This is a genomic window from Bacillus sp. SSR7 (assembly GCF_055902415.1).
Map to the genome: position 1 here is coordinate 109,405 of NZ_JBVVXV010000007.1, position 17,293 is coordinate 126,697.

19 protein-coding genes and 1 pseudogene are annotated in these 17,293 nt (G+C 34.8%); 16 read left to right on the forward strand and 4 right to left on the reverse strand.

Going from position 1 to position 17,293, the window contains the following annotated elements; translation table 11 throughout:
- Positions 1 to 20: 20 nt before the first annotated feature.
- Positions 21 to 572 (forward strand): signal peptidase I, encoded by a 552-nt coding sequence (gene lepB, locus AC0NJG_RS15010; protein WP_000662493.1) that lies wholly within the window; start codon positions 21 to 23, stop codon positions 570 to 572.
- 50 nt (positions 573 to 622) lie between these two features.
- Here the strand turns inward: lepB (AC0NJG_RS15010) and AC0NJG_RS15015 are convergent, their stop codons facing one another.
- A complete protein-coding gene (locus AC0NJG_RS15015) occupies positions 623 to 1,033 on the reverse strand; it encodes a hypothetical protein (protein ID WP_087953228.1) in 411 nt (136 codons plus the stop codon).
- A 254-nt stretch (positions 1,034 to 1,287) separates the two neighbouring features.
- Here AC0NJG_RS15015 and AC0NJG_RS15020 point away from each other — a divergent pair, with 254 nt between their 5' ends.
- From AC0NJG_RS15020 to AC0NJG_RS15060, 9 genes are all read left to right on the forward strand, one after another.
- A complete protein-coding gene (locus AC0NJG_RS15020; RefSeq protein WP_000026404.1) occupies positions 1,288 to 2,040 on the forward strand; it encodes an IclR family transcriptional regulator in 753 nt (250 codons plus the stop codon).
- A 14-nt stretch (positions 2,041 to 2,054) separates the two neighbouring features.
- The gene (gene pxpB / locus AC0NJG_RS15025) at positions 2,055 to 2,768 is read left to right on the forward strand and encodes a 5-oxoprolinase subunit PxpB (RefSeq protein ID WP_087953229.1); all 714 of its coding nucleotides are present in this window, start codon (positions 2,055 to 2,057) and stop codon (positions 2,766 to 2,768) included.
- Positions 2,759 to 3,748 (forward strand): 5-oxoprolinase subunit C family protein, encoded by a 990-nt coding sequence (locus AC0NJG_RS15030; protein WP_087953230.1) that lies wholly within the window; start codon positions 2,759 to 2,761, stop codon positions 3,746 to 3,748. Before pxpB ends, AC0NJG_RS15030 begins: the two co-directional genes overlap by 10 nt.
- Before the next feature lie 18 nt (positions 3,749 to 3,766).
- A complete protein-coding gene (pxpA, locus tag AC0NJG_RS15035) occupies positions 3,767 to 4,528 on the forward strand; it encodes a 5-oxoprolinase subunit PxpA (protein WP_088327552.1) in 762 nt (253 codons plus the stop codon).
- Between the two features lie 23 nt (positions 4,529 to 4,551).
- Positions 4,552 to 5,247, forward strand: coding sequence for a DUF969 domain-containing protein (locus AC0NJG_RS15040; protein WP_113742674.1), 696 nt, complete (start codon positions 4,552 to 4,554; stop codon positions 5,245 to 5,247).
- A 1-nt stretch (position 5,248) separates the two neighbouring features.
- Entirely contained in the window at positions 5,249 to 6,211 is a 963-nt protein-coding gene (locus tag AC0NJG_RS15045; protein WP_001021658.1) for a DUF979 domain-containing protein, read from the forward strand.
- 15 nt (positions 6,212 to 6,226) lie between these two features.
- The gene (pcp, locus tag AC0NJG_RS15050) at positions 6,227 to 6,874 is read left to right on the forward strand and encodes a pyroglutamyl-peptidase I (RefSeq protein ID WP_087953233.1); all 648 of its coding nucleotides are present in this window, start codon (positions 6,227 to 6,229) and stop codon (positions 6,872 to 6,874) included.
- Positions 6,875 to 7,043: 169 nt separating this feature from the next.
- On the forward strand, positions 7,044 to 7,238 hold the full coding sequence (locus tag AC0NJG_RS15055; protein WP_474063192.1) for a hypothetical protein: 195 nt from the start codon (positions 7,044 to 7,046) through the stop codon (positions 7,236 to 7,238).
- An 89-nt stretch (positions 7,239 to 7,327) separates the two neighbouring features.
- A complete protein-coding gene (locus tag AC0NJG_RS15060) occupies positions 7,328 to 8,056 on the forward strand; it encodes an NAD-dependent protein deacylase (protein ID WP_140168746.1) in 729 nt (242 codons plus the stop codon).
- Positions 8,057 to 8,111: 55 nt separating this feature from the next.
- Here AC0NJG_RS15060 and AC0NJG_RS15065 read toward each other — a convergent pair.
- A pseudogene (locus AC0NJG_RS15065) lies at positions 8,112 to 8,693 on the reverse strand (hypothetical protein).
- A 279-nt stretch (positions 8,694 to 8,972) separates the two neighbouring features.
- Between AC0NJG_RS15065 and AC0NJG_RS15070 the strand changes: the two are divergent.
- Positions 8,973 to 11,126: a peptidoglycan D,D-transpeptidase FtsI family protein gene (locus tag AC0NJG_RS15070; protein ID WP_087953235.1), complete on the forward strand. Its 2,154-nt coding sequence runs from the start codon at positions 8,973 to 8,975 to the stop codon at positions 11,124 to 11,126.
- Between the two features lie 82 nt (positions 11,127 to 11,208).
- The gene (lepB, locus tag AC0NJG_RS15075) at positions 11,209 to 11,730 is read left to right on the forward strand and encodes a signal peptidase I (protein WP_087953236.1); all 522 of its coding nucleotides are present in this window, start codon (positions 11,209 to 11,211) and stop codon (positions 11,728 to 11,730) included.
- 184 nt (positions 11,731 to 11,914) lie between these two features.
- On the opposite strand, the gene AC0NJG_RS15080 is transcribed toward lepB (AC0NJG_RS15075), so the two are convergent.
- Positions 11,915 to 12,547: a CmcI family methyltransferase gene (locus AC0NJG_RS15080; protein WP_087953237.1), complete on the reverse strand. Its 633-nt coding sequence runs from the start codon at positions 12,545 to 12,547 to the stop codon at positions 11,915 to 11,917.
- A gap of 181 nt (positions 12,548 to 12,728) precedes the next feature.
- On the opposite strand from AC0NJG_RS15080, the gene AC0NJG_RS15085 reads away from it, so the two are divergent.
- The 3 genes from AC0NJG_RS15085 to AC0NJG_RS15095 all read left to right on the forward strand — a co-directional run bounded on the left by AC0NJG_RS15085 (position 12,729) and on the right by AC0NJG_RS15095 (position 15,737).
- The gene (locus AC0NJG_RS15085) at positions 12,729 to 13,259 is read left to right on the forward strand and encodes an NUDIX hydrolase (RefSeq protein WP_087953238.1); all 531 of its coding nucleotides are present in this window, start codon (positions 12,729 to 12,731) and stop codon (positions 13,257 to 13,259) included.
- Between the two features lie 68 nt (positions 13,260 to 13,327).
- On the forward strand, positions 13,328 to 14,455 hold the full coding sequence (locus tag AC0NJG_RS15090) for a hypothetical protein (RefSeq protein WP_173601532.1): 1,128 nt from the start codon (positions 13,328 to 13,330) through the stop codon (positions 14,453 to 14,455).
- 424 nt (positions 14,456 to 14,879) lie between these two features.
- Positions 14,880 to 15,737: a PhzF family phenazine biosynthesis protein gene (locus tag AC0NJG_RS15095; protein ID WP_087997140.1), complete on the forward strand. Its 858-nt coding sequence runs from the start codon at positions 14,880 to 14,882 to the stop codon at positions 15,735 to 15,737.
- 44 nt (positions 15,738 to 15,781) lie between these two features.
- Here AC0NJG_RS15095 and AC0NJG_RS15100 read toward each other — a convergent pair whose 3' ends face one another.
- Complete coding sequence (locus tag AC0NJG_RS15100; protein ID WP_474063193.1) at positions 15,782 to 16,543, reverse strand: class I SAM-dependent methyltransferase; 762 nt, start codon at positions 16,541 to 16,543, stop codon at positions 15,782 to 15,784.
- 195 nt (positions 16,544 to 16,738) lie between these two features.
- Here AC0NJG_RS15100 and AC0NJG_RS15105 point away from each other — a divergent pair, with 195 nt between their 5' ends.
- Positions 16,739 to 17,230 (forward strand): DUF2716 domain-containing protein, encoded by a 492-nt coding sequence (locus AC0NJG_RS15105; RefSeq protein WP_474063194.1) that lies wholly within the window; start codon positions 16,739 to 16,741, stop codon positions 17,228 to 17,230.
- Positions 17,231 to 17,293 lie beyond the last annotated feature (63 nt).

Below are 17,293 nucleotides of genomic sequence, written 5' to 3' on the forward strand. Positions count from 1 at the left end.
CGTAAGAAAGAGGAGAAACGATGAAGGAAAATACGAAGAAAGAATTATTCTCATGGGCGAAAACGATAGGATTTACCCTTGTATTAATCGCAATTATTCGCGGTGTTTTATTTACACCGTCATTAGTACAAGGCGAATCGATGATGCCCACTTTAGAAAATAACGAACGAGTTCTCGTGAATAAGATTGGTTATAGTATAAGTGGATTAGAACGCTTTGATATTATCGTCTTCCACGGAAAAGAAGGATATGATTTAGTAAAACGAGTAATTGGTTTACCAGGCGATACAGTTGAGTATAAAAATGATGTGTTATATGTAAACGGAAAAGCGATGGAAGAACCATATTTAAAAGAGTTTAAAGAAAAAGCAGCAGGCCGTGTATTAACTCCAGACTTTACGTTAGAACAAATCACAGGAAAAACGAAAGTGCCAGAAGGTCAAGTGTTTGTTTTAGGGGATAATCGTGAAGTTTCTAAAGATGGTCGTATGTTTGGATTTATTTCAGAAGATGAAATTGTCGGAAAAGGACAAGCTGTTTTCTGGCCGTTGAAACAAGTAAGAGCGTTATAAAGAAAGAAGTATGGGAGAAATATTCTTCCATACTTTTTTTATTGGGATTTTTAATTTAATGGTTTTGTAGAAACATGTACTTTGGAAAGTGAACCGTCTCTATTTCTAAAAAAAATTTTATATTTACCTTCAGGAAGCCAATCACTCCAATTTATACTAAATTCACTTATCGCTCGTTCCTCTGGTTGTAAAGCTCCGTCAATCATCCAAGCACCTTTAGCATTATATAAGGTATAACTAAAAGGAGAATCACCTGTATTTTGTACAAGAACGCTTAAGTTATCTCCACTAAAATAGTTGAAATTATAAGTAGTTGATCCGAAAAATGCAACGCCTTCGTTAGTTATGGCATGTTGTTCAATTTGAGAGTCTAGCTTCGTATCTTCATTTGTCGCAAACGTCACATGATAACTTAAACAAAAAGGTAGTATTATGGCAGGAATCACTAGCAACTTTTTCAAAAGAAACACTCCTTATATTTTATTTTGCATATATCATAATAAAATAAATATTTTAAAATGATAATATCCTGATGTAAAAATTTACAAATATACGTAATGATTTACGCTTAATTTAACTTACTGACAAAACATAAAGGTAAAGCAGCTGAAAAATATATTGATAGAATTGAAAGAATATTTTATAATTTTAAATTATATGTTTGTTTCGAAAAACGGAATTTAAGTTCCGAAATTCGGAATAAGAGGGAGATAGAATGAGTATAAATAAAACGGCAGTTAAGACAATGGATATTTTACAGTTGTTTTATGAGCATGAAGAGCTAAGTTTAACAGAAATGGTTCAGCTTACAAGTATGCCGAAAACATCAGTTTATCGTTTAATTGGCTCGTTAGAAGAAATGGAGTTTTTACAAAAAAATGAAAAGGGGAAATATCGTCTAGGAGTCGTTTTTTTACGGTTCGGTCAACTTGTTTCACAAAGACTATCCGTAAGAAATATTGCGATTCCATATATGAAAGAGCTTAGAGATAGTTTAGGGCAGGCAGTTAATTTAATTATTCAAGATGGTAATGACGCGATTTATGTGGAAAAGATGGAAGGCGTTCAGCCTGTACGTGTGTATACGGCGGTTGGAAGACGAGCGCCACTTTATGCCGGTGCATGTCCGAGAATTTTACTATCGTATTTTTCTGAGGAAGAGAAACAGAAATACATAGAGGAAACGGATTTAAAACAATTTGCAGATGGAACAATCGTAGATAAGAAACAATTGTTAGAAGTGTTACAAATGGCGAAAAAGGAAGGACATACCATTAGTTATTCGGAGTTAGAAAATCATACAGCAGCTATAGCAGTGCCCATTTTCGCAAGCGACGGAACGGTTGTAGCAGGCATTAGTATTTCGGGATTAGCAATTGAGTACAGCGAAAGTAACATTCCATATTTTATCGCGAAGGTAAAAGAGACAGCGAATCGCATTTCGAAAGAACTCGGCTTTTTGGCATAGAAAGAGGGAGTAGGATGAAATTTTCTGCGTTAGGGGATCAAGCAATTATTGTTACATTTGGTGAAGGAATTGGAATGGATACTTATGAAAAAGTGCAGCGATTATTTCAAGCGCTGCAGCAACATCCGTTTGTAGGGATGGTTGAATGTGTTCCGTCGTTTACTTCATTAGCTGTTTACTACAATTTGTATGAAGTATGGAAGGAAAATGATAGAAAGATAAGACCGTATGATTACGTATGCCAATATATAACTGGAATGTTCGATACGTATAAGGAAGAGCTGAAACGAGATGTGAAACATATTTCTATACCCGTTTGTTACGGGGGAGAATATGGACCTGATTTAGAAGAGGTGGCACATTATCACGGTTTACAAGTAGAAGATGTCATTCGCATACATAGTGAAACAACGTATTTTGTGTATATGTTAGGTTTTACACCAGGATTCTCGTATTTAGGAGGACTATCAAAAGAACTAGAAACACCTAGAAAAGAAACACCGCGGTTACAAATCTCTCCTGGTTCGGTAGGAATCGGCGGAAATCAAACAGGTATTTATCCACTTGAAACACCGGGTGGATGGAATATTATTGGACGAACACCAATCTCCTTATTTAATCCGGAAGAAAAAACACCAACCTATATTCAAAGTGGTATGTATTTACGATTTATCCCAATAACGAAGGAAGAGTACGCATCACTTGAGGGGGCTAAAGAATGGATGTAGAAGTTTTGCATGCGGGAATGTTTACAACAGTCCAAGATTTAGGACGGTCTCATTACCAACAATACGGCGTACCTGTTGGCGGGGCTATGGATCAAAGTGCACTTCGGATGATCAATATGTTAGTTGGTAATGAAGAAAATGAAGCGGCACTCGAAATGACGATTATGGGACCTAAATTGTTAATAAAGAAAACGACGTTACTCGCGATTGGCGGTGCGGATATGGAACCGTTATTGAATGGGGAGCGTATACCATTATGGCGTCCCATTTTAGTGGAAGAAGGTAGCATGCTTTGCTTTGGAAAAGTGAATAGTGGTTGCAGAGCGTATGTGACTTTTGCAGGTGGTATACATATTGATTGTACGATGGGAAGCAAAAGTACTTACATACGTGCTGCGATTGGTGGTATCGAAGGAAGGATGCTGAAAAAAGGAGATTATTTTCAAATTGGTGAACGATCAGAAATGGCAAATTGTTTCATTCAAGACTTACAAAAGGATGAGCGCATAAAAACAAAATGGGCAATTAGTAGCAGCGTACGACCAAAATATAAGAAAAATCCTAAACTTCGCGTCATAACTGATTTTGAATATGATCAATTTACAGAAGAAAGCAAAAAGGCATTTTTTACGAAAGAGTATAAAGTATCTAATTACGCTGATCGTATGGGTTATAGGGTTGAAGGAGAAATTTTAAATAGAGCCGTTGAAAAAGAGATTTTATCGAGCCCTGTTACATTTGGAACCATTCAAGTTCCTAATGGTGGACAGCCGATTATATTAATGTCAGATAGGCAAACGACAGGTGGCTATCCGAGAATGGGAAATATCATTTCAGTAGATTTACCTCTTCTTGCCCAGCTAAAACCTGGGGACTATGTTTCTTTTGAGAAAATTACGCTTGAAGAAGCGGAACAATTGTACATAGAACAAGAAGTAAATATGAATCTATTAAAGAAATTCATTGTTTTACGAAGCTGAAATTAGGAGGGGAACAGTGTGACTACAATTGATTTAAACTGTGATTTAGGAGAAAGTTTTGGCGCTTATAAAATGGGGAATGATGATAAAATTCTTCCGTTCGTATCCTCTATAAATGTTGCTTGCGGTTTTCATGCAGGTGATCCGTCCGTTATGCGTCAAACAGTTGAAAAGGCAATGCAGCATAACGTAGCGATAGGGGCACACCCAGGTTTTCCAGACTTAATTGGATTTGGTAGAAGGAACATGAACGTTTCAGTAAGTGAAGTATACGATTATGTTTTATATCAAATTGGCGCATTAGACGCATTTGTGAAAGCGGCAGGCGGGAAAATGCTTCATGTGAAACCACACGGTGCTCTATATAATATGGCGGCAACTAATCCGGAAATTGCAGATGCAATCGCAAAGGCAATGTATCATATGAATCCAAATCTATTACTTTACGGATTAGCAAATAGCGAGGCGTTTATACAGGCTGCGGAAAAATACAATATAACTCTTGTACAAGAAGCTTTTGCAGATCGTACGTATAAGCAAGATGGAACATTAACGAGTCGTACGGAAGAAAATGCGCTTATAAAAAATGAAGAAGAAGCGATAAAGCAAGTGCTTCAAATGGTGAAAGAAGGCTATGTAAATTCGGTGAATGGAGAGAAAGTAGCCGTTCAGGCGCAGACGATTTGTTTACACGGTGATGGAGAAAAAGCAGTACAATTTGCGGGAGTAATATACAGAACATTCGAACATAATGGTATTGCTATTTGTGCACCGGAATAAAAAAATGAGGGGAAGTGTTGGAATTGGTGAAATTAATTGGGATATTATTAGTTGCAGTAGGCTTTTTATTTAGATTAAATACACTGTTAGTCGTTATGGTTGCAGGTATTGTTACGGGGATGGTTTCAGGATTAAGTTTTTATGATGTGATCAGCATGTTCGGTAAATTTTTCATAGAAAATAGATATATGTCTATGCCTATCATACTAACTTTACCGGTAATCGGAATTTTAGAGCGTTACGGTTTGAAAGAAAGAGCAGAAGCGCTTATAACGAAATCAAAAGGCGCAACAACTGGAAGAGTATTAATGTCATATTTTACGATAAGAGAATCATCAGCAGCACTAGGTCTTAATATTGGTGGTCATGCACAAACGGTAAGGCCGCTCGTTGCACCGATGGCAGAAGGGGCTGCACAAGGTAAATACGGTAAGCTACCTGAAAAGTTAAGAGAAAAAATTAAAGCAAATGCAGCGGCTGCGGAAAATACAGCTTGGTTTTTCGGAGAAGATATTTTTATCGCAACTGGTGCTATTTTATTAATGAAAGGGTTCTTCGATTCAGTAGGTATGCATGTCGGTGTATGGGATATGGCGCTTTGGGGTATTCCAACTGCAATATCTGCACTTATTGTAAGCTGGATCAGATTTAGAAGGTTTGATAAATATATAGCAAAAACGATGGAAGCAAAAGAAAAAGAAGAGAAGGAGGCAATATAACATGAACATCATCACAATGGATACAATCTATTACGTATTAGGTATAATTGTTGCCTTTATCGCTGTTCGTATTGCGTTTGATCGTGAGCATCCAAACCGATTTGGTTCTAGTTTATTTTGGGCGTTGTTTGCAGTTACATTTTTATTTGGAAATGTAATCCCTTCGTTTTACGTTGGTTGTATTGTACTCGCTATGGTTGTGTTAGCTTCACTAAATAAAGTAACAAAATCAGAGGAGAAAGAAGTTCCAGTACAAGAACGTGTAAAACATGCGGAGAAATTAAAAAATAAAATCTTTATGCCTGCACTATTAATTCCTATTTTTACAATTATCGGTACGTTAACGTTAGGAAAAATAAAATGGGGAAATGTTTCCCTTGTTGATCCAGATAAAGTAACATTAGTTGCATTGGCACTAGGAGCATTACTTGCATTCGTTGCGGCAATGCGAATTACAAAATCAAAAATAACAACGCCTGTACAAGAAGGAAGCAGACTATTGCAAGCTGTCGGTTGGGCTGTTATTTTACCACAAATGTTAGCAGCTCTTGGCGGTATTTTCGCGAAGTCTGGCGTTGGACAAGTCGTTTCAGATCTAGTTGGACAAGTATTACCGACAGAGTATCCGTTCGTTGCTGTTATGGCGTACTGTTTAGGAATGATGCTCTTCACAGTCGTAATGGGAAATGCTTTCGCAGCGTTTGCTGTTATTACTGGCGGAATTGGCTTACCTTTAATTGTGCAAATGCACGGCGGGAATCCAGCGATTATGGCAGCGCTCGGTATGTTTGCTGGATATTGCGGAACGCTACTTACGCCAATGGCAGCAAACTTTAATATCGTTCCGGCAATGCTTTTAGAACTAAAAGATAAAAATGCCGTTATTAAAGCACAAGTACCAATTGCTCTTTCAATCTTTATCATAAATATGTTTATTATGTACGGCTTAGTATATCGTTTCTAATAGGAGGATAAAACTATGAAAACAGTATTATTAACAGGATTCGATCCGTTCGGCGGAGAAAGCATTAATCCAGCTTGGGAAGTCGCAAAAAGTTTGCATGAAAAAACAATTGGAGAATACAAGATTATTAGTAAACAAGTACCGACCGTATTTCATAAATCAATCAGCACATTAAAAGAGTATATAGAACAACTAAACCCTGAAATAATTATATGCATCGGACAGGCTGGGGGCAGACCAGATATTACGATAGAACGTGTCGCAATTAATATTGATGATGCAAGAATTGCTGACAATGAAGGGAATCAGCCAGTAGATGTACCAGTTGTAGAAGAAGGACCAGCTGCTCATTGGTCTACGCTTCCGATGAAAGCAATTGTAAAAAGGCTACAAGCAGAGGGTATACCAGCTTCCGTTTCACAAACAGCAGGTACATTTGTTTGTAATCATATATTCTACGGTCTCATGCATGAACTAGAGAGCCATGATAAGAAAATAAAAGGCGGATTTGTTCATATTCCGTTTTTACCAGAGCAAGCGAGCAAATATCCAGGTCAACCAAGTATGTCACTTTCTACTATTCGTAAAGGGATAGAATTGGCGATTGAGATTACGACGACAGTTGAGGTCGATATTGTAGAAATTGGGGGTACGACGCATTAAGTAAGATTCTGAAGTAGTACCGAAGTGCGTATGTAGTTGTTATTTTTGTTTGGAAGAAGCGGATATCGTTAACTTGATAATGATAGGGTACATTGCATATTTTAAATTCTCCCATTTTCATGTATAATTATTCTAAAAATTAGAATTTTTAGAATCGGGGGTGGATATCTTGAAAAGTTTTGGTATGTTAGTATTCTCTACTGTGCTTTCAGCGGGGCTATTATATTATAATGCTCAATCTTTTTATAATAGGTTTACTTCTGGAAATACATATTACTGGGGAAACGGTATCCTAGCAGTTATCTTCCTTGTATTCCTGTACAATAACGCAAAAGATATCATCAAGAAAAACTATATAAAATAAGGAAGTTTAAAGAGTTCTTTATACAAAGACAACACCTCCTGTAAACAACTGGTATAATAAGAATAGGAAAATACATAGAGGTGATTTTTGTGCAACAATTTGAAGAAGTACGTTCAATTTTAGAAAAAGCGAAGAAAATTACAGTATTAACAGGTGCTGGTGCAAGTACGGAAAGTGGTATCCCAGATTTTCGTTCAGCAAATGGACTGTATGCTGATGCGAATGTAGAGATGTATTTATCAAGAGGATATTATAATAGAAGTCCGAAAGAATTTTGGAAGCATTATAAAGAAATATTTCAAATCAATACGTTTCATCAATATAAGCCAAATCGTGGACATCGCTTTTTAGCTGAATTAGAAGAACAAGGGAAAGATATTACGATTTTAACGCAAAATATTGACGGTTTACATCAAGTAGGTGGTAGTAAACATGTCATTGATTTACATGGAACACTGCAAACAGCACATTGTCCAAAGTGTAAAGCGAGATATGATTTACAGTACATGATTGATCATGAAGTGCCGCGCTGCGAAAAATGTAATTTCATTTTAAATCCAGACGTTGTTTTATACGGAGATACATTGCCGCAATATCAAAATGCGGTCAAACGTTTATATGAAACAGATGTGCTTATCGTTATGGGAACGTCATTAAAAGTACAGCCTGTTGCTTCATTCCCGCAAATTGCAAAGAGGGAAGTAGGAGCAACAACCATCTTAGTAAATGAAGAGTTAACAGGACAAGAATATAACTTTGACTTTGTTTTTCAAAATAAGATTGGTAAATTTGTTGAGGGATTGTCTTCAAGGAAATAAGTTATCGAAAAAACTGAGGTGTCTGCCTCAGTTTTTTATTTGAGTAATCATTATGTTAAGCAACATGAAAACAGGTCGATAATGTAGTAACCACATCCCTATAACTCATAAAAAAGTGTTTCGTAGGTAAAATGGCAGAGTAAGAAGTAATATTATCTTTAGTGAATACACAATCGTCATACAGTAAGCTAATATGTAGCTGTTGTAAAGGCTCTATTTGATTTTGTTTTAAGTATAAAACTAAGTCATTATAAAGTTGTGTACTATACTCACTTATAGACTACTCTAATGAAAGCTGACCTGCTATGCTAGTCCACCATACTTTAAAACTACATATTAATCCTTTGAATGATTCTTCATTACATAAATCAGCATTAAAAAGATTCTCATAAAAAGTATGATTTTCATCATAAAAAATTTGTGAATCATACTTGTCATTAGCAATTTGTTTGCGAAGTGAAAGCCATAATTCTTTGAAATTCGCTTCAAAGTTAGTAGAGAAATTGAATTGTCTTGCTATGTAAGGAAATCTTAAATTTTCTTTTTTCTCTTTTTGGTTGAGATACATATTTTGAATATAAATCATAAAGTTTAAACAATGTGACGCATTAGTATATATTGTAAATGAATCTGTCATTTCCTGTTCTCCTTAGTAATGTCTTTTGTTATTAGTATACAAATAAATGTAAATGAATGGTGTGAAAAAACAATGGAATAAAATCTTTCTTTTAGAATAACATTCATGTTATTCCTTAATAAGGGAATGGTAATAAATAGGATATAAAATCAAAAAACTGAAAATTAAATCTTTTATTTCTTTTATAATTAATATAAAATTCTATATATATCATATAAATAAATTTGGTACATAATGATTTTCCGTAGAAATGTTAATAGAATGAAGCGAGGGAGCGAAATGAGACAGAAAAAGGAGCAGAAGAAACAATCGAAAAAGAAAAAGACTCATATTCCTTTTCGGTTAAATGTACTATTTTTTATCGTCTTTCTTTTATTTTCAGCTATTATAATTCAATTAGGTAAAGTACAGATCATTGATGGAGAAACGTATAGAAATGAAGTGAACAAAAAGGAAGATGTAACGGTAAGTACACCTGTTCCTAGAGGGAAAATGTTTGATCGACAAGGTCAGGTGATTGTAAATAACAAACCACTACGAACCGTTACATATACAAAAATGAAAGGAGTAGACTCGAAAGAAGTTTTACAAGTAGCAAGACAATTAGCCCAGTTAATTGAAATGTCGCCGGATGATATAGATAAGTTAACAGAAACAGATAAAAAAGATTTTTGGATGCAGTTAAATGAAAAGCGGGCAGCAGCAAAAGTAACGAAAGAAGATGAGAGTAAATTTAGGAAGCAGGAGATAGAAGGGAAAGAATTAGATAAAAAAGTGGAAGAGTTACGTAGGGAAAGAATTACACAAGAAGAATTAAGCGAACTTTCAAAAGAGGATTTAGAAGTACTAGCAATTAAAAGCAAAATGAATGCGGGATATAAAATGACACCGCAAATCGTTAAAAAAGATGTAAGTCAAAATGAATATGCAGTCGTAAGTGAAAGATTGGCAAGCTTGCCTGGAGTAGATACGACAGTAGACTGGGAACGTGAATACCCAAATGATAAAATACTTCGTTCTATCCTTGGTAGCGTTTCTACTGAAAATGAAGGATTGCCAAGAGAACAATTAGATTATTACTTAGTACGTGATTATAACAGAAATGATCGTATTGGTAAGAGTTACATTGAAAAACAATATGAAGATGCACTCCATGGAACGAAAGAACAGACTAGAAGTATTACAGATAAAACAGGAAATGTGATTCGAAATGAAAAAGTGACCGAAGGAAAAAGTGGAAATAATTTAATGTTAACAGTGGATATGGAGTTACAGAAAAAAGTAGAGGAAAGTCTTGAAAAGAATTTACGAGCATTTCATTCTGCAGAGCCGATGATGGATCGTGCATTCGTTGTAATGATGAATCCGAAAAACGGTCAAATTTTATCGATGGCAGGAAAGAAAATTGTAAATAAAGATGGCGGGATGCAAATAGAAGACTACGCGTTAGGAACGATGACAAGTTCTTATGAGTTAGGGTCCACTGTGAAAGGGGCTACATTATTAGCTGGTTATCAAACTGACACAATTAAGCCGTATACGCATTTCTTTGATGCACCCATGTATTTTAAAGGAAGTTCTAAGCCAAAGAAATCGTGGAAAGAATTTGGTGATATTGATGATTTAAGAGCTTTACAAGTTTCATCGAATGTTTACATGTTTAATACAGCATTAAAAATGGCAGGTATAAATTATGTGCCAAACAGTCCATTAGATATTAAACGAGAGACATTTAATACAATGCGCTACTATTTTAGACAATTTGGCTTAGGTGTACCAACAGGTATTGACTTGCCGAATGAATCGATTGGTCAAATGGGTAAAACGGATAACATACCTGGTTTTTTACTTGATTATGCGATTGGACAATACGATACATATACGCCGCTTCAACTTGCTCAATATATGTCAACAATTGCAAACGGCGGTTATCGAATGAAACCGCAAATTGTGCAAGAAGTGAGAGAGCAACCACATAGACCAGAGGATGTTGGAAAAGTTATTCGGTCTATTGAACCAGTCATTTTAAATCGAGTGGATATGAACACATCATACATTAATCATGTAAAAGAAGGGTTTAGAAGGGTTTTTCAAGAGAATGACGGAACTGGTACTGCAACGTTTAAAGGATTACCATATAAACCAGCTGGAAAAACAGGAACAGCTGAAACCGTATATGGTGGGGAAAGTGAAATTGGAAGAGATGAAAATAATAATAGAAAAAAATGTTATAATTTAACTCTTGCCGGTTATGCACCATATGATGCTGATCCAGAAGTAGCTTTTTCAGTTGTTGTACCATGGGTAAATGATGACAAATCAGGAATTAATTCCGCGATTGGTAAAGAGATTTTGGATGCGTATTTTGAATTGAAAACGAAAAGATCGGGTGGAAATCCAGTCCCAGTAGAGCAGCCGAACAAGGCACAGTAAAAATAATATCACTGCATTGAGACTTATGGTGCAGTGATATATTTTTTGATTTAAAAAGCGTTTGAATAAGGTGGGAATGGATATGAAACAAGAGATTAAGAGAGGTTGGGGGAAATACATACTCTTCGTGTTTGTTTTGGTCGTAGCCTATCATTCTTTTACTTTATGTAAAGTGGAAGGGAAATCGATGCAACCGACTTTATATGAAGAAGACTACGTATTTGTAAATAAAGCAGCCGTACACTTTTCCGATTTAGAGCATGGAGAAATTGTCATTATAAAGGAAGAGGATGAATCAAAATATTATGTGAAACGAGTAATAGGACTTCCTGGTGACGTAATTAACATAACGAATGGATCCGTATATGTGAATGATAAAAAACAAGAAGAACCGTATACAAATAAAGATTTGTTCAATAATACGCAAGTGTTTTATAACTTTCAAAAGACAAAAATCCCGCCAAATAAGTTATTTGTAATGGGAGATAATCGTGGACTTAGTAGAGATAGTCGAAACGGCTTAGGATATATTGAAGAAGATAATATAATAGGAAAAGTGGAATTTGTATATTATCCTTTTTCCAAAATGAAGATTATCAAATAAGTGGGGAGTTACAAAAACCCACTTATTAACGTTTCACTTTACTCCGCTATTTGCCGGGCAGTAAGACCCCCACTTCAAAGTTCAGCGAAAACAAAGAAGTTAGGTGGGGGGGCGGGCTGTCCATAAAAGCCCGATTGGTGAGGGCTAATAATCCGTGGGGATGAATCCCTCACTGATTAAAGTTTCACTTTATCTTTTTTAAAAAACCTTTTGGGTTAAATGATATGAAAAACTTATGCTTAGATTCATCGATTATGAAATTATTATTTTTGGCTAAAAATTCTTCCACAGCTTCCATTGGACCAGGTCCCCAATCGGGAGAAACAGGATTTCCATTAATAGATGTATCTTCAACAATAATATAACTACCTTTAGTAACGATAGATTTATAAAGCAACAATTCTTTTGCTACATGCTCTTTACTATGATCAGAATCTAAAATAACTAAAATTACATCATTAGGTTTGCGCATACTTAATATTGTTTGCACAGCGGTTACTGAAACAGAGGAAGCTGTTACATACGTAATGCGATCATGGGATGGCCGATTTGGTTGTGGAAATATATCAATAGTAAGAACGTGACCTTTTCCAATTAAATCTAATATAGAAGCTAAATATAGTGCGCTACCACCATAACAAGTGCCACATTCAATAATTAAATCGGGTTTTAATTCGTAAATCATTTCTTGATACAAAAATAGATCAGAAGGAAGTTTGAGAATGGGGACTCCAAGCCAATGTGTATCATATAACCAGACTCGACTATCGTAAAATTGTTTTAAAAATTCGCTGCTTATGTTATCGATTTTGAACACTCCTTTCTGAAACGAAAGTTGTACAATATATTATGTGAAATATAATTGTAAGGAGAATGTTTTTTAATAAAAATGAGCAAAATATCTCATTAAAAACCAATTGTTTGTATAATAAAAAACCTTTTGCAGGAAGTTACAGTTTTAATCTGTAAATGAAGGGAAAAGGAAAGGAGATGAACATATGTATAAGTACACAATTTGTTTCATTAGAAAGGGAAATAAAATACTCTTATTGAATAGAAACAAAAAGCCGAATATGGGAATGTGGAATGGTGTTGGTGGAAAAATTGAAGATAATGAAACGCCATATGAAGGAATAATTAGAGAAACGCTTGAGGAAACAGGCATAGATCTTCCACGTGTAACGTATAAAGGGAATGTAGTTTTTAAAAGCAAGGACGAGCCGCTAGGTAGTGAAGGAATGTACGTATTCCTTGCTGACCTGCCAGCTGGAGTACATATGGACACGCCATTAAGTACGGTGGAAGGATTATTAGAATGGAAAGAAATTGATTGGATATTAAATAAGGATAATAGAGGTATAGTTAGCAATTTACCAAAATATTTACCGATAGTATTAACAGAAGAAAATAAGTTAGAGCATATATTCACATATGATAACCGGAATATTATTAATTACACAGCTTCATTTTTGACAGAAGATGATGTAAACAAACGGTATATAAAAAGATCAATTTCATACTCTAATTGATAAAATATTTTAAAGAGCAATCAGTATTTTTATGCTGATTGCTTTCATTATATATGTGAGGTGATGATATGTTCCAGAAATACAATTCATTGGTCATAATCGTCATATGTACGATGTTCCTTTTTGTAGCCTGTTCTAAAAGTGATACAGAACTTAAAGACATTCAAAAAGTAGATTACCTCGTATCCTATTCAAATGCAATGAAAGCCGGTGGTTACATATATGCATATGATAAGAAAGGAAATGAGATTAGTAAAATAGAAGTAGATGGCCAAAGTATAATGAGTAATGCAAAAGGTGGGGAGGGGTACTACTTCTCATCAAATAGAAATAACAATCATTATGTAATTGATAAGACTGGTAAGATGCAAGAAATCAATAGACCGAAACAATTAAAAGATGTAAACGCAGGGGCATATTTCATCCATGCGGAGCAAGGATATGTATATTATGATGTGAACATTGGGCTGGTAGACGAAAAGAAAGGATATACAAGTGAACTCGTATATTGGAAAGAGAATGATAAAAGGCAAGAAAGTGTAGAACTGAAGGGGACAATTCAAGGAGCGCATATTATTGAGAATCATATATACGCCTTTTCACAAACGCTAGACAAAGTATATATTTCAGAAATAGATTTGATCACAAATAAAAAAACAAACGAATTTGAAATTCCTAATGAAAATGTGTATTTTGCACCAACTGCTCAAAAAATAATGTTTCAAAAGTATAAAGATAAATTATTATTCGTACTAAGTGATAATGTAAATCAAAAGTTACCACCTAAATTAATTATGGTAAATATGAAGACTAGAGTAGTAGAAAAAGAAATGATATTAGACGAAAAACAATTCATACCTGTTCTTCTGCAGGTGATTGATAATAAGGTGTATGTTTTAAATCATGATGAGAAAATGAAAGAGTTAGATGAGAATTTGAACATCATAGGTACATATTCATTACAAAGTGACAAAAATACAAAAATCAATAGAGAGGGCAAAGGGATTTCTGATATACAAGTACATGGTAATAAGGTGTATATCTTATACAAAGATATGAATCCAAAGAGTAAAACGAAACAATTGATAGCTGAAATTGAAGGGTATGATCTGTTAACTGGAGCTAGTATTGAAAAGACTACGTTAAAATTAGATGAAAAATGGGATGATATTACTTTTCTCGTATTGAAAGAGTAAATAAAATGATATGAAGGAGATAACTTAAATTAGGGCACTCAAAGCGAGGAAGAACTAAATAAAGCTTTCGAGGCAGCTAAAGCAATCCTAGAAATAGAGGGTATGGCCAGCATAAAAAAATAGCTAAATTTGTAAAAGGAAAGTTAGCTGGAAAGATAACGTACGAGCAGCCTATTACATTAGCTGATGCGATTGCAAGACGTGGACGTACTTAACAATCTAGAAACCACCACAAAATTTTTAAAAATAAACGGGGAAAAAGAGATGGTAGACCCATCTCTCAGGCTGTAGAAAAACTATTTTTGTAGAGTTCGGATACTAAAAAATAGTTTGTCTCTTGTTTTACCGAGAATTTATCCAACAATATATATACGTAGTACGTTCTATGCTACAATTTACTATAAGTGAGGAAGGAAGGTGTCTTATGAAAATATCCGTTTATGTTGCAAGTGCATTTAGCAAGGATCATAAAGGCGGAAATAAAGCAGGAGTGGTATTTATGGAGAATACATTGACCACTACTCAAAAAATGGCAATAGCCAAACAACTGGGCTATGCGGAAACCGCATTTATATCAGAATCTGAAGTTGCTGATTATAAAATTGAGTATTTTACACCAAAAGAGGAAGTTGATTTATGTGGTCATGCCACAATTGGCTCTTTCGCGATACTGATGCATGTAAATAAACTTTTCAAGAATCGCTATACGATTGAAACGAACAGCGGTGTTCTTACTATTACCATAAAAGATGACATCATATTCATGGAACAAAATGAACCGATATTCTATGATGTTATATCTTCAAATGAGTTTATCGACTGCTTTGACATTGAAGATATAGACAATACATACCCAATTCAAATTGTCTCTACGGGCTTAAAAGATATTTTAATTCCTATAAAAAGCGAAACACAATTACATACACTGCAACCTAATTTTGAAAAAATTAAAGAAATTAGCGAGTATTATAATGTTGTCGGGATGCACCTATATACTTTTAATGACAATCGAATAATATGCAGAAACTTTGCTCCACTATATGATATCAACGAAGAAGCAGCCACTGGAACTTCAAACGGTGCATTAGCTTGCTACCTTTATGAACAGCGCTACCTACAAAAAGAAGTCTATGTATTTGAACAAGGTTATTCTTTACACTCGCCTTCTGAAATATTAGTTAAATTAGCAACCGATAGCAAGAATAAAATAGAAAAAGTTTATGTTGGTGGTAAAGGCTATTACTGTGAAACGAAGTGTTTAAATATAGAAAATATTGAGTGAAAAAAAGAGATGGTAGATCCATCTCTTTTTCATATGCTTAATGATTAACTGCGAATCGCCTTAATCAGAAAACGATGTTGCGTCACATCAAAATACCCTTTTTGTAAGATGACTTCATGTATACGATATAATTCCTCATAATACCTTTCGACAGTAAAATTAGGAATTTGCCACTGAATCGCTTTTAAATAATAGACAATCGCACCAATGTCGTAAAAGCGTTGAAAAGGGAACTCTTCTTTTTCTTCTAAAATAGTAAATCCATTTTCCTTTAACTCACTACATGCTGTTTCAAGAGACCAACTTGCAAATTCGTTATTAAGCGGTGCGTTAAACTGCTCATTTAGTTCCGCACAATCAAGACCACCAACTTGTTGTGTAAGGAAAATTCCATTTGGAGAAAGGGTTCTGTTTACCTCAGAGGCAGCATATGCTTCATGTTGATTTAGGATTAAATCAAACTGCCCATCTTGAAATGGTAATGCAGTATCATCAGTTACTTCTAAAACAGTAACTCCTAAAGGCTCTAATTTGTTTCGAGCAATTGGCACATTTGGAGCATAACCCTCAGTCGCATAAATATTTGACGGGTACGGTTGTAACATAGATAAAAACTCTCCGCCGCCAGTTCCCATATCCAGCATTGATTCTGCACGTTGCATAAGCTGGAAAGCGGTGCTGCCGTATGACCACGATAAAGGATCGCTCTTCATTCGACCCGTTTCTGAAATGAAAGAAAAATCCCAGCCACTAAAATTTGTATTGGCGCTTTCTAATAAAGTTAAAAATAATGGATCACGTTTCATAATTTTGTCCTCCTGTTTTTCAATGAATAATATGATGAGAAAAGAAAAAAGGAGGACCTCTTATGAATGAGAAGCGGTTTTATGTTTCGTGTTCGAATAGATTCATATAGATTCGCTCCTTGTGAGAATGGTTATTTATATATTCGGCATTATAGAGTGAAAATCCTTTGAACTTACATGGGAAGGTGTTGTTTAATGAAGAACTGGATGGAGTTTACAGACAAAGAGGATGATCGAATTTGGAACAATTTATATAGTGAACTTGAGTTTTCGCCAAGTGTTTCTACATTTCCATCATTTAAGGTGCCAAGTCCTTTTATTACATATAATATTTCTCATTACTTTGGAGAATCGGTAGATTTAGATGTGTATGAAGATTTGGAAGATAAAGCGTTACAAGTGTTTAAGGAAAATACAGCATCGAATGAATATATAATGGCACTAGATTGGCAACATGAGTGTTATTGGGTGAATCCTCACTTAGAGTTGGAAAGAAATGAATTTGATGAGTGGATTATACCAATATTTCCGAATGGAGATTACTACTTTTTTATTCAGAAGGACTTTAAGTGGGGTTATTTAGGTCATCCTTGGGAGAAGAGTATAACGATATTTGGAAAAGGACTAATAGAAAGTTTTGAACGAAATAAGCCGGAAATGTTTCAAAATATTTTAAGGCAAGGATAATGTTTGGGAGAGAAAAAGTCCTTATACTTCATTTTTGAAGTATAAGGACTTTTTATTTAAAAT

Bases quoted from the DNA above. Each gene is read 5' to 3' on its own strand.
- lepB (WP_000662493.1), top strand. From the start codon at position 21: ATGAAGGAAAATACGAAGAAAGAATTATTCTCATGGGCGAAAACGATA.
- AC0NJG_RS15020 (WP_000026404.1), top strand. From the start codon at position 1,288: ATGAGTATAAATAAAACGGCAGTTAAGACAATGGATATTTTACAGTTG.
- pxpB (WP_087953229.1), top strand. From the start codon at position 2,055: ATGAAATTTTCTGCGTTAGGGGATCAAGCAATTATTGTTACATTTGGT.
- AC0NJG_RS15030 (WP_087953230.1), top strand. From the start codon at position 2,759: ATGGATGTAGAAGTTTTGCATGCGGGAATGTTTACAACAGTCCAAGAT.
- AC0NJG_RS15045 (WP_001021658.1), top strand. From the start codon at position 5,249: ATGAACATCATCACAATGGATACAATCTATTACGTATTAGGTATAATT.
- pcp (WP_087953233.1), top strand. From the start codon at position 6,227: ATGAAAACAGTATTATTAACAGGATTCGATCCGTTCGGCGGAGAAAGC.
- AC0NJG_RS15070 (WP_087953235.1), top strand. From the start codon at position 8,973: ATGAGACAGAAAAAGGAGCAGAAGAAACAATCGAAAAAGAAAAAGACT.
- lepB (WP_087953236.1), top strand. From the start codon at position 11,209: ATGAAACAAGAGATTAAGAGAGGTTGGGGGAAATACATACTCTTCGTG.
- AC0NJG_RS15085 (WP_087953238.1), top strand. From the start codon at position 12,729: ATGTATAAGTACACAATTTGTTTCATTAGAAAGGGAAATAAAATACTC.
- AC0NJG_RS15090 (WP_173601532.1), top strand. From the start codon at position 13,328: ATGTTCCAGAAATACAATTCATTGGTCATAATCGTCATATGTACGATG.
- AC0NJG_RS15095 (WP_087997140.1), top strand. From the start codon at position 14,880: ATGAAAATATCCGTTTATGTTGCAAGTGCATTTAGCAAGGATCATAAA.
- AC0NJG_RS15100 (WP_474063193.1), bottom strand. From the start codon at position 16,543: ATGAAACGTGATCCATTATTTTTAACTTTATTAGAAAGCGCCAATACA.
- AC0NJG_RS15105 (WP_474063194.1), top strand. From the start codon at position 16,739: ATGAAGAACTGGATGGAGTTTACAGACAAAGAGGATGATCGAATTTGG.